We start from the raw sequence: 11,764 nt of genomic DNA on the forward strand, positions 1-11,764 counted from the left end.
AGATTATCGACAATTTAAAACCAAATTTAAATAAAAAAATGGGCAATCTGATTGATTGCCCATTTTATTTAGTGGGGATTAAAACCTAACTCGGCACGCCATTTATTTAATAATTCAGTGGTGTCGTAGTCATTTGGATGGAATTTAGGTCTTAAGAACGCCAGTAAAGTTGGTATTTGACGGGTCATAAAACCTTTATAACCATACATAAACTTCAGCATATATTTCGTGTCACGCCATGTTAGTTTTCCATCAGTTTTGAGTAGTTTTGCAGTGAAATAAGATTGGGTAATAAAAATCAGACCCATTGCAATCACAAGTGCTAGTGATCTCATAAAATAAGCTTTAGCACCTTGTCCATACATAGCCTCGTACACATCAAAGGCAACAGCTTTATGTTCATTTTCTTCAACAGCATGCCACATCCACAAATGATACATTGTCTCATCCATGAACATCGATTGGATATCTGGATTACTTAATAATTCCTCAGCAATTGTAGAGGTAAAATGCTCTAAAGCACATGTTCCAGTTAATCCAATCATTTCTTTGTTGAAACCCAAAGGTTTAAGTAATGTACTGATTACATTAACACCGTAATTGATCACTTTGCCTGTTTGCTCTTCCATCTTACGAACATCATAACCATAGGCTTGAGCAGATGCATTGAACGCTAAATGCTCTTTCGAATGCATCGCTTCTTGACCAATAAAAGCACTAATTTCTTTCTGCAAACGAGGGTCAGCTAATTTAGGATCGTTTCTAACCGCACGAGTACTGTTTACAAAAAATTGTTCACCTTCAGGAAATAGCGCTGATAAAGCAGTCATAAAATGCGTGAGTGCAGCATCACCATTTGCCCAATATCGAGGCACATCACCAAACTCAAAATCCATTCGACGTACAGGGAAACTAGCGCCAGCACGATTTGAAATATTGACTTTAGCATTCATACCTTATTCTCCTTAATGATGAATTCATTCTTTGTTTTTATCCATTCTTATTTTATACGCTGTTTATCATGCTTTAATTAAGTGCAGATAAGGTCATAAAAGCATCATCTTAGGACATGTCTTCAAGTTTTTATGAAAATATTTAAAATAGAAAAAGGGCAAATTCATGCCCTTTAAAAACGAACAGTATTGAAGAAAATAAGGCTTACAAACCTAATTTCGATTTCCAATCTTTTAATAATTGAACTGTATCTAAATCATTCGGATGGAAACGTGGTTTAAAGTACGCCAGCATTTCTCCTGCCATTCCTGCGATGATCCCTTTTGATGGACTATAACCATACTTATAAATCATTCCCAACTCTTTAAGATTTAGCTTTTTATCTTGCTTAAGCAAACGTAAAGTGAAGTATGACTGAAGAATAAAAATTAAAGTCATGGCAAATACGAGCGCTGTTGTACGTAAGCCGTATGCCTTAATTCCTGTGCCAAAAACAGACTCATATACATCATATGCAACTGCTTTATGCTCATTCTCCTCAACCGCATGCCAGAACCACATATAAGACATTGTGTCATCTGTCATCAAATCTTGGATATGCTTATTACGCAATAATTCAGATGCAATCGTCGCTGTAAAATGCTCTAGGGCAGTCGTAGCGGTGAGATCAACCATCTCACGTGTCATACCAAAAGGTTTTACGATTTTCGAAAAATTATTTAAGGCAAATTGAATGTAACGACCTGTAATTTGTTCTAAGGCTCTTACATCATGACCGTATTTTTGAGCAGAAGCATTGAAATTAACATGCTCTTGAGTATGCATTGCTTCTTGACCAATAAACGCACTAATCTCTTTTTGCAGCTCTTCATTCTCTTTAATCGCTGGGTGATAACGCACAGCACGAACTGAATCAATAAATAATTTCTCACCATCTGGAAATAAAGCAGATAATGCAGTCATAAAATGTGTAAGACCTGCTGAGCCACTCATCCAGTATTCAGGTACTTGATCAAAATCAAAATTCATACGACGTACTGGGAAACTTGCACCTGCACGATTTGAAATATTTACTTTAGCATTCATGCCGCCTACTCCTTTTCAGTGAACTTTTTTCACTGAGCACTTTTGTTCGTTTTCTTGAGTTTTATATTACGTTTTTATATGGATCAATTAAGTGCAGTTTGGGACAGCAAAGTATCAGTTTGGGACACTATTCAATAAAATTGTCAAACAATTGATATAAAAAAACACCCCATAAGGGGTGTTTTTTTGATCACTCTAGGCGATTATGCAGTTACTTTAGCAACAACACCAGCACCTACAGTACGACCACCTTCACGGATCGCAAAACGTAGACCTGGGTCCATTGCGATCGGGTGGATTAACTCTACTGACATTTCTACGTTGTCACCAGGCATTACCATTTCTACGCCATCTTGTAATTTGATCGCGCCAGTTACGTCAGTTGTACGGAAGTAGAACTGTGGACGGTAACCGTTAAGGAATGGAGTATGACGACCACCTTCTTCTTTAGAAAGTACGTATACTTCTGCATCGAATTTAGTGTGCGGCTTGATTGTACCTGGTTTAGCAAGTACTTGACCACGTTGTACGTCTTCACGCTTAGTACCACGAAGTAAGATACCACAGTTCTCACCCGCACGACCTTCGTCAAGAAGTTTACGGAACATTTCAACGCCAGTAACTGTAGTCGTTTGAGTATCACGGATACCAACGATTTCAACAGACTCACCAACTTTGATGATACCAGCTTCTACACGACCAGTTACTACTGTACCACGACCAGAGATAGAGAATACGTCTTCGATTGGCATCAAGAATGCTTTATCGATTGCACGCTCTGGTTCTGGGATGTAAGAGTCAAGCGCTTCTACAAGTGCAAGAACAGAAGCTTCACCGTAAGGACCATCGTTACCGTTTAATGCTTGAAGAGCTGAACCACGGATGATTGGAGTGTCATCACCTGGGAAGTCATAAGTAGAAAGAAGTTCACGAACTTCCATTTCTACTAATTCAAGTAATTCTTCATCATCAACAAGGTCACACTTGTTTAAGAATACGATGATGTAAGGTACACCTACCTGACGAGAAAGAAGGATGTGTTCACGAGTTTGTGGCATTGGACCATCAGTCGCAGCACATACAAGGATCGCGCCGTCCATCTGAGCAGCACCAGTAATCATGTTTTTAACATAATCGGCGTGGCCCGGGCAGTCTACGTGAGCGTAGTGACGGATTGGAGAATCGTATTCTACGTGTGATGTATTAATTGTAATACCACGTGCTTTTTCTTCAGGAGCAGAGTCGATTTGTGAGTAATCTTTCGCTTCACCGCCGTAAGTTTTTGCACAAATTGTTGCAATCGCAGCAGTTAAAGTTGTTTTACCATGGTCAACGTGACCAATTGTACCCACGTTTACGTGTGGTTTATTACGTTCAAACTTGGCTTTAGCCATGATGATCTTCCTTTATAAACTGCTCATGAGGGTCGCTCATGAGCGCTTGGTTTTTAACTAAATTTTAGTTGGGTAATATAGTAATCGAAAGATTACTCGTCGTCACCTTTTTTACCGCCAGCTTGGAACTTAGCGATGATGCCTTCAGCCACGTTACGTGGAGTTTCAGCGTACTTAGCGAATTCCATAGAATAAGTAGCACGACCTTGAGACATAGAACGCATTTGAGTAGCGTAACCAAACATCTCAGCTAATGGAACTTCTGCTTTAATTGCTTTTGTTCCACCAGGAAGATCGTCCATACCTTGAACCATACCACGACGACGGTTTAAGTCACCCATGATATCGCCCATGTAGTCTTCTGGAGTTTCTACTTCAACTTTCATGATAGGTTCAAGAAGAATTGGATCTGCTTTCATGAAACCATCACGGAACGCATAAGAACCAGCCATTTTGAACGACAATTCATCAGAGTCGACATCGTGGTAAGAACCGTCAAAAAGAACAGCTTTAACGCCTACAACTGGGTAACCAGCCAAGACACCATTCTTCATACGCTCTTGAATACCTTTATCAACTGCACCGAAGAATTCTTTTGGTACTACACCACCAACAACTTCTTCAGCGAATTCGTATTCTTTACCAGCAGCTTCAACATCAAGTGGCTCTAAACGAACATATACATGACCGAATTTACCTTTACCACCTGTTTGACGTACGAATTTACCTTCTTGCTCAACAGTTTTCTTAATCGTTTCACGATAAGCAACCATTGGTTTACCGATATTCGCTTCAACACCGAACTCACGTTTCATACGGTCAACGATGATGTCAAGGTGAAGCTCACCCATACCAGCAATAATTGTTTGACCAGATTCTTCGTCAGTACGTACACGGAACGATGGATCTTCTTTCGCCAAACGACCTAAAGCAATTGACATTTTTTCTTGGTCAGCTTTAGTTTTTGGTTCAACAGCCAATGAAATTACTGGCTCAGGGAATTCCATACGCTCAAGTGTAATGATGTTTTTCTCATCACATAATGTATCACCAGTTGTAACGTCTTTAAGACCTACACACGCTGCGATATCACCTGCACGGATTTCATCAAGATCTTGACGCTCATTCGCATGCATTTGCACGATACGACCGATACGTTCACGCTTAGACTTAACTGGGTTATATACTGGGTCACCTTGTTTAAGAACACCAGAATAAACACGTACGAAAGTTAAGTTACCAACGAATTTGTCGTTCATGATTTTGAACGCAAGCGCAGAGAACGGAGCTTCGTCAGATGCTTCACGAGATGCTTTAGTTTCAGCTTTATCGTCAAGGATACCTTCGATCGCTTTAACTTCTGTTGGCGATGGTAAGAATTCAATCACAGCATCCAACATACGTTGAACACCTTTGTTTTTGAATGCTGAACCACAAAGCATCACTTGGATTTCAGATGCTAATGTACGAGCACGTAAACCTGCAACGATGTCTTCTTTAGAAAGATCACCCTCTTCAAGGTACTTATCCATTAACTCTTCAGAAGCTTCAGCAGCCGCTTCAACCATGTTAGTACGCCATTCGTTAGCAGTATCAACTAGGTCAGCAGGAATCTCACCATATTCAAACTTCATACCTTGAGATGGTTCATCCCAGATAATCGCTTTCATTTCGATAAGATCTACAACACCTGCAAATGTATCTTCTGCACCGATTGGTACAACGATAGGTACAGGGTTACCACCTAAACGAGTTTTAACTTGCTCTACAGCACGGAAGAAGTTTGCACCAGTACGGTCCATCTTGTTCACGAATGCTAAACGAGGCACTTTATATTTGTTAGCTTGACGCCATACAGTTTCAGACTGAGGTTGAACACCACCAACAGCACAGTAAACCATGCACGCACCGTCAAGAACACGCATAGAACGCTCAACTTCAATTGTGAAGTCAACGTGTCCCGGTGTATCAATTACGTTGATACGGTGTTGTTCGAATTGGTTGCCCATACCAGACCAGAAACAAGTCGTAGCAGCAGAAGTAATGGTAATACCACGCTCTTGCTCTTGTTCCATCCAGTCCATTGTTGCTGCACCGTCGTGTACTTCACCAATTTTGTGAGATACACCTGTGTAGAACAAGATACGTTCAGTTGTAGTTGTTTTACCTGCGTCAATGTGCGCAGAAATACCAATGTTACGGTAACGAGTAATCGGGGTTTGGCGAGCCATGATGTCTTACATTCCTAAATGTTATCTTTAAAACAGGACGCATCAATTAAATTGATGCGCACGAATATCCAAGCAGGCAACTTAAATACCCGCAAAGCTCCCACTTTGATAAAGAGCGATGTTGAATCGAGCTGCTGTACGCATGAATATTCTCCTGATTAGGGACTGTTTTATCCGTTTAGAAACGGTAGTGAGAGAAGGCTTTGTTGGCTTCAGCCATACGATGCACGTCTTCACGTTTTTTGATCGCTGCACCTTTACCTTCAGCTGCATCAAGCAACTCACCAGCAAGACGTAAAGCCATCGTTTTTTCAGAACGCTTAGCAGCAGCATCTACTAACCAACGCATTGCTAAGGCAGTACGACGGGATGGGCGTACTTCCATAGGTACTTGATAAGTAGCACCACCAACACGGCGTGCTTTTACTTCGACCATAGGACGAACTTTTTCAAGAGTAGTCTCGAAAAATTCAACTGGGTCTACTTTGTTTTTTTCTTGAACACGCTCTAAAGCACCGTAAACGATACCTTCAGCTACAGATTTTTTACCATCTTGCATTACGTGGTTCATGAATTTAGCGATTGTTTGGCTGCTAAATTTTGGATCTGGAAGGATCTCACGAGCAGCGACTACGCGACGTCTTGGCATTTTAATACACCTAATATTATGACACTTCAGGATGATCCAGCAGTTTGTACAAGTGCCATGTACGCTACGCTGGCCTTACTATACGTCGCTTGAATTACAAATCTATGAAGAATTCAAACAAGCGAAACGCTAAAGGGTTGTTTGGGCTGGTTGCCTAGAATTACTTCTTAGGACGTTTAGCACCGTATTTAGAACGTGACTGGTTACGATCTTTCACGCCAGCACAGTCTAAAGAACCACGAACGGTATGGTAACGTACACCTGGTAAGTCTTTAACACGACCACCACGGATTAGAACAACACTGTGCTCTTGTAAGTTATGACCTTCACCACCGATATAGCTTGATACTTCAAAACCAGAAGTTAAGCGAACACGGCAAACCTTACGCATTGCTGAGTTAGGTTTTTTAGGAGTAGTCGTATATACACGTGTACATACACCACGACGTTGTGGACAAGCCTTCAACGCAGGAACTTTTGATTTTTCAATCAAAGTTGTACGACCCTTACGGATCAACTGATTTGTTGTTGCCATTTGGCAATTCTCCCGTTATTAAACAACCTTAAAAAGAAAAGCACCTCTTTTTAAGGGCACACAATTGTAAGTCAAGAAGTAAAAATGGTCAACATTGCAGGCTAAAGCAAGTGTTGACCATTTCTAGATTTTTGTTAACTTTTAGATGCTTTTATATTTCACATATATATTAGCTATGCTTTGTTGATGCAGGCTCAATATCTATTGTCTTTTGTTCGGATAACTGTTCCGTCTCATCAGCCAAGGTGTCATCACCATCTGTCGCTTTAATCGCTGGTTTTTGTTGAGAATATTCATGTTCTGTTACATGTTGCTCAGCAAGCTTCTGAATACTCTCTTCAACCTTTTCATCTTTTGTTGAATTTTCTATGAGTTCATCTTTTGTCTGAACAGCTACATGAGTAATAACATCATTTTTTAGATTTTCGGCTGGAGCTATTTTACTTGCGACATCAAGTTCTGTTGCCTGTAAAAGTTTCGGAGTTGCTTTTCTTAATAATGCTTCAGCTTTGTAATACGCCTCTAATGGAGAAACCTTTTCATTAGGATGCTCATTTATATAGAATCGCGCCGCCCCAAAAACTGATTGTGATTTATGCCCCACATCTTCTAGAAGTTTCCAGCTATAAAAACCACCGACAACTGCACCCGCGATCGGTGTTAGTTTCCCAATCACGGAAGCTTGTGGAATATGATTTAACCACCCCCACTTAAATTGCCCATCAGCATCAACCAACCACTTCTTCAACAATTCAACATCATTATTAGAGCCTAATAACTGTTGGAAATGTTGCAAATCATGCGTGTCTAACATTGATTGTAAAGCTTTTAAAGCAAGTAATAATGTTTGTTTTTCTGCGACAAGACCTAAATCAATTTCTTTAAAAATAAAGGCCACAATATCTTGATCAAGCTCTTCAGATAAATCGAAACCATGAGAGCGACCAGTTTGGTAAATCGTGCGTAATGCCAAAACAATCGAAGCAGGTATATCGATTGCAGCACCCCAAACGCCAGTAGCACCAGTAATTAATCCCTGAGCAGCTGCAAGTAATTTATTTTGCTCAATGAGTGCCTGACTTAAACGTTGCGAGCGCCCAGTATCCTGTGTCAACTCAGCAAGATCTTTAACTCCTGCTTCTTCGAGAATCTTTTCAGTCAAAGAACTATTTGAACTAAATTCATTTAACCATTGAAATAAATAATCTGAAACTTTTTCACCTAAATCAGGTGAAACAAAAGTCGCCACATTATTTACCTTCGTATAATGCTTACCTAGCAATTGATGTGACAATTTAGGAAGTTGTTGACGCAGCATTTGTTGAGGGCTTTCATATTTCTCCACTTCAAATGGACTTTTGAAACGCGCATTTCCTTCAACAATATTAGATGAATTGGAAAGTTTCGCACCAGAGGTTATCGGGGCAACTTGAAGTTTTTGCAATTCAGAGCTGAGCTTTTTAGCCACTCCAAATGCTTGGGCAAATAAACCTGAAGTTTGCTTATTTTTAGAATTTGTCATCAAGTACCTCTATTCTTTAATCTGTGCATTTCTAGGTAAATACTAGGTTGAATACAGATTTATCTCAACTTGAATCTGTATAATTTCATTAGCTTTCACCTTAAGTCGTTCTAAACTTACTAATCTTTACATAACTGAAAATAGACATAATATTTGCCATAAGAAATAAAAAACCTTTCTGCTATCATGGTGTCATTCACTCATGAGCCGATTTGATCGTTATTTTCTCCTGATTTTAACTATAGCGATGTTGTACAAGGCTTAGTATTACCATAAAAGGGAACTGTAAATGAAACGTGTTGTAATCACTGGTATGGGCATCAACTCATGTATCGGTAACTCTTTGGAAGAGGTTACTCATTCTCTAAAAAATGGAATCTCTGGGACACGTTTTAACCCAACTTATGCTGAACTTAATTTCAAAAGTCATGTGAGTGCAGCAGCTGTTCAAGATTTTGATGGCATTGATCGTAAATTAAAACGCTTCATGGGCGTGTGTGCGATGTATGCTTACAATGCCGCTATTGCAGCCGTTGAACATGCAGGTCTCAAACAAGAAGACCTAGCTAACAACCCAAGATACGGTATTGCTGGTGGTAGTGGCGGTAACTCAACTGCTTCTGTTGCAGAGATGGTTAAATTACTGGAAGAAAAAGGTGCACGTAAAATTGGACCTTTCTTTGTTCCACGCAACATGAGTAATACGATTACTGCAAACGTTGGTGTTGCATTAAAACTACAAGGTATTGCTCACTCTATTACTAGTGCATGTGCAACTTCTGCTGATGCAATTGGTTATGCTTACAACCTGATTCAATTAGGTAAACAAGATTTAATGCTTGCTGGTGGTGGTGAAGAAGATCACTGGTCTCAAAGCTTACTTTTTGATGCTATGGGTGCATTGTGTTCTAAATATAACGATACACCAGAAACAGCATCTCGTCCTTATTCAGCTGACCGTGACGGTTTCGTGATCGCGGGTGGTGGTGGCTTTGTGGTTCTTGAATCACTTGAGCATGCTCAAGCTCGTGGTGCGAACATTTTGGCAGAAGTAGTCGCTTATGCTGCCAACAGTGACGGTGCAGACATGGTTGCTCCATCTGGTGAAGGTGCTACGCGCTGTATCCTCATGGCACTTGATGAAGCAAAACAACACGGCATTGAACAAATCGACTATGTCAATACTCACGGGACTTCAACACCTGCGGGTGACGTAACCGAATTAAAAGCAATGGAACGTGCTTTTGGTGAAGGTAATGTACCTGCACTAAGCTCAACCAAATCAATGACTGGCCACAGTTTGGGTGCAGCAGGTGTACAGGAAGCAATCTACTCTGTACTAATGATGCAAAATGACTTTATCGCACCGAACATCAACGTTACAGAACTAGATGAAGGCGCGAAAGGTTTTGATATTGTACTTGAAAAACGTGATGCAAAACTGAATACTGTGATGAGTAACAGTTTTGGCTTTGGCGGTGTTAACGCTTGCCTTATTTTCAAGAAGTGGGATGCATAATCCCACATAGGATTATCGATGGATGCACCTTCTGATGCTTTCTTGTGGGTAAAAGCATTACATATTATTGCTGTGGTGTGTTGGTTCGCTGCGTTGTTCTATCTACCACGGCTTTATGTTTATCATGCGATGAGTGAAGATGCTGTAAGTCATCAACGCTTTGAAGTAATGGAACGTAAGTTATATCGCGGCATCATGTGGCCATCTATGATTGCCACGCTTGTGACTGCCCATTTCCTTGTGGATTGGGGTGATGCCACTCGCCATTATCATGAAGCCTTATGGTTTTATCTTAAAGTAGCTTTAGTGGGACTCCTAGTCATTTACCATTTTGTATGTGGCTATTACCGAAAGAAACTTATCGGGAATGCACATTATAAATCTCATAAGTTTTGGCGCTTCTTTAATGAAATGCCAACAGTGATTTTATTTGCAGTTGTCATTCTCGTTGTTGTAAAGCCTCAGTTTTAACTGGGGCTTTTTTTATTTAAATTGAGGTCATATTTTTAATCAAATACAATTATAGAACTCAAATGAATAAACTTCTAAAGCATCGTATTGAATGGTTAAGATCTCGACTGATCTCTGAACTGATTTCCTTTCTCAACATACAAGAATTTGAGTATCGTGGCTTAACTAATGGTGAAATTTCGATTGCTCAATCTGTATTTGGTGAACTTATTCATTATTCAGAAGTAAAAATTTTCAATATCCCCTATCTACCTTGGCAACCTGAAAACATATTTATAGCACCAAATGGCAACCTGTACGTTCATCAAAAAAATTTTAGTAAAGATTACTCAAAATATTCAATCGGATTGCAAAGTCTCTTCATTCATGAACTTGCACATATTCTGCAGTTTCAGCAAAACACAAATGTGATTGTAAAAGGTGCAATATTGCAACTTGGTTATTATCTAAGTTTTAAACAATACAACCCTTATCGATATCAATTTATAGTTGGAAAGAAATTCAATGAATATAACATTGAACAGCAAGGTGACATCGCACGTGATATTTTTCTAAAAAAAGTTCCAAATATTATTCTTCAGAAATAAAAAAGCCCTGTCGTTTATTTACAGGGCTTTTCAGCTTGAAACATCATTAGCAATTCTATGCTGCTGCGTTTTTACTGCTCTCTGAGCTAAGTTCATGACTATCATCCATTTCAGTCGTAAAATCTACACGCATCGCATCTTTAACAATTGTACCGATACGTCCCACACCAATTGCCAATCCAAAAGCAATTACTGGATATAAGATTGTTGGAATCACCATAACTTATTACCTCTCATCAAAAGTTTAATTAATCAAACTTACTCTGACTCTTGTACTTGCTCTTGGAACATTAAAGTACCAATACGACCAACTACAACAGCTAAACCAAACGCAATTACTGGAAAAAATACAACTGACATAATCATTACCTCTCTTAACAGACCATTATTTATAAAACTATTTATTTATCATCTTGGTTTAACAAGATAGTTCCCACACGACCTACTGCGATAGCAGAACAAGACGCAACAACTAAAACTAAAAGTACTGACATTTCTATTTCCTCTTTTTATATGCGAAATGCATATTTTTACTGTTACATCTAGTGTACAGATGTTCACATTAATTAGGATAATAGCAGTGCACAATTGTACACTCAAGTGTAGCAAAAGGATTCCCGACGAACGGTCAAAAAAGACTCAATTCAATAAAATTATGTTTTTGATAGATTTAAATTTTACGAAAACTCTAATTTTTTGTATTTTTAGGACTTACGCATTGACAGATTCAAAAAAGTATTAAAATGCTTTATAAAGTATCTGTGATTAGACGAATTAAACATGCTTCTACAGCAACCTGTACTCTACCCATTTATA

At 39.2% G+C, this 11,764-nt stretch carries 11 protein-coding genes; 3 read left to right on the forward strand and 8 right to left on the reverse strand.

Going from position 1 to position 11,764, the window contains the following annotated elements; translation table 11 throughout:
* Positions 1-68: 68 nt before the first annotated feature.
* The 7 genes from ACSC97_RS10645 to ACSC97_RS10675 all read right to left on the reverse strand — a co-directional run bounded on the left by ACSC97_RS10645 (position 69) and on the right by ACSC97_RS10675 (position 8,371).
* Entirely contained in the window at positions 69-953 is an 885-nt protein-coding gene (locus ACSC97_RS10645) for a metal-dependent hydrolase (RefSeq protein ID WP_436660865.1), read from the reverse strand.
* Between the two features lie 205 nt (positions 954-1,158).
* Complete coding sequence (locus ACSC97_RS10650; RefSeq protein WP_436660867.1) at positions 1,159-2,040, reverse strand: metal-dependent hydrolase; 882 nt, start codon at positions 2,038-2,040, stop codon at positions 1,159-1,161.
* A gap of 203 nt (positions 2,041-2,243) precedes the next feature.
* Positions 2,244-3,434 (reverse strand): elongation factor Tu, encoded by a 1,191-nt coding sequence (tuf, locus tag ACSC97_RS10655; RefSeq protein ID WP_004913952.1) that lies wholly within the window; start codon positions 3,432-3,434, stop codon positions 2,244-2,246.
* Between the two features lie 92 nt (positions 3,435-3,526).
* Positions 3,527-5,665, reverse strand: a complete 2,139-nt coding sequence (gene fusA / locus ACSC97_RS10660; RefSeq protein WP_004913954.1) for an elongation factor G — start codon at positions 5,663-5,665, stop codon at positions 3,527-3,529.
* 178 nt (positions 5,666-5,843) lie between these two features.
* Positions 5,844-6,314 (reverse strand): 30S ribosomal protein S7, encoded by a 471-nt coding sequence (gene rpsG, locus ACSC97_RS10665; RefSeq protein ID WP_004638185.1) that lies wholly within the window; start codon positions 6,312-6,314, stop codon positions 5,844-5,846.
* Between the two features lie 160 nt (positions 6,315-6,474).
* Entirely contained in the window at positions 6,475-6,849 is a 375-nt protein-coding gene (gene rpsL / locus ACSC97_RS10670; protein WP_004638184.1) for a 30S ribosomal protein S12, read from the reverse strand.
* A 169-nt stretch (positions 6,850-7,018) separates the two neighbouring features.
* Complete coding sequence (locus tag ACSC97_RS10675; protein WP_436660871.1) at positions 7,019-8,371, reverse strand: EcsC family protein; 1,353 nt, start codon at positions 8,369-8,371, stop codon at positions 7,019-7,021.
* Between the two features lie 289 nt (positions 8,372-8,660).
* Between ACSC97_RS10675 and ACSC97_RS10680 the strand changes: the two genes are divergently transcribed.
* From ACSC97_RS10680 to ACSC97_RS10690, 3 genes are all read left to right on the forward strand, one after another.
* The gene (locus tag ACSC97_RS10680; RefSeq protein WP_004952669.1) at positions 8,661-9,890 is read left to right on the forward strand and encodes a beta-ketoacyl synthase N-terminal-like domain-containing protein; all 1,230 of its coding nucleotides are present in this window, start codon (positions 8,661-8,663) and stop codon (positions 9,888-9,890) included.
* Positions 9,891-9,908: 18 nt separating this feature from the next.
* Positions 9,909-10,361: a protoporphyrinogen oxidase HemJ gene (gene hemJ / locus ACSC97_RS10685; protein ID WP_325801927.1), complete on the forward strand. Its 453-nt coding sequence runs from the start codon at positions 9,909-9,911 to the stop codon at positions 10,359-10,361.
* A gap of 62 nt (positions 10,362-10,423) precedes the next feature.
* The gene (locus ACSC97_RS10690; protein WP_436660874.1) at positions 10,424-10,948 is read left to right on the forward strand and encodes a hypothetical protein; all 525 of its coding nucleotides are present in this window, start codon (positions 10,424-10,426) and stop codon (positions 10,946-10,948) included.
* Between the two features lie 55 nt (positions 10,949-11,003).
* Here the strand turns inward: ACSC97_RS10690 and ACSC97_RS10695 are convergent, their stop codons facing one another.
* A complete protein-coding gene (locus ACSC97_RS10695) occupies positions 11,004-11,168 on the reverse strand; it encodes a hypothetical protein (protein WP_436660876.1) in 165 nt (54 codons plus the stop codon).
* Positions 11,169-11,764: the final 596 nt, after the last annotated feature.

It is taken from the genome of Acinetobacter sp. P1(2025) (assembly GCF_051390655.1).
Classification (GTDB): domain Bacteria; phylum Pseudomonadota; class Gammaproteobacteria; order Pseudomonadales; family Moraxellaceae; genus Acinetobacter; species Acinetobacter junii.

Coding starts and splice junctions, on each gene's coding strand:
- ACSC97_RS10675 (WP_436660871.1), bottom strand. CDS start 8,371: ATGACAAATTCTAAAAATAAGCAAACTTCAGGTTTATTTGCCCAAGCA.
- ACSC97_RS10690 (WP_436660874.1), top strand. CDS start 10,424: ATGAATAAACTTCTAAAGCATCGTATTGAATGGTTAAGATCTCGACTG.
- rpsL (WP_004638184.1), bottom strand. CDS start 6,849: ATGGCAACAACAAATCAGTTGATCCGTAAGGGTCGTACAACTTTGATT.
- tuf (WP_004913952.1), bottom strand. CDS start 3,434: ATGGCTAAAGCCAAGTTTGAACGTAATAAACCACACGTAAACGTGGGT.
- ACSC97_RS10645 (WP_436660865.1), bottom strand. CDS start 953: ATGAATGCTAAAGTCAATATTTCAAATCGTGCTGGCGCTAGTTTCCCT.
- fusA (WP_004913954.1), bottom strand. CDS start 5,665: ATGGCTCGCCAAACCCCGATTACTCGTTACCGTAACATTGGTATTTCT.
- ACSC97_RS10695 (WP_436660876.1), bottom strand. CDS start 11,168: ATGGTGATTCCAACAATCTTATATCCAGTAATTGCTTTTGGATTGGCA.
- ACSC97_RS10680 (WP_004952669.1), top strand. CDS start 8,661: ATGAAACGTGTTGTAATCACTGGTATGGGCATCAACTCATGTATCGGT.
- rpsG (WP_004638185.1), bottom strand. CDS start 6,314: ATGCCAAGACGTCGCGTAGTCGCTGCTCGTGAGATCCTTCCAGATCCA.
- ACSC97_RS10650 (WP_436660867.1), bottom strand. CDS start 2,040: ATGAATGCTAAAGTAAATATTTCAAATCGTGCAGGTGCAAGTTTCCCA.
- hemJ (WP_325801927.1), top strand. CDS start 9,909: ATGGATGCACCTTCTGATGCTTTCTTGTGGGTAAAAGCATTACATATT.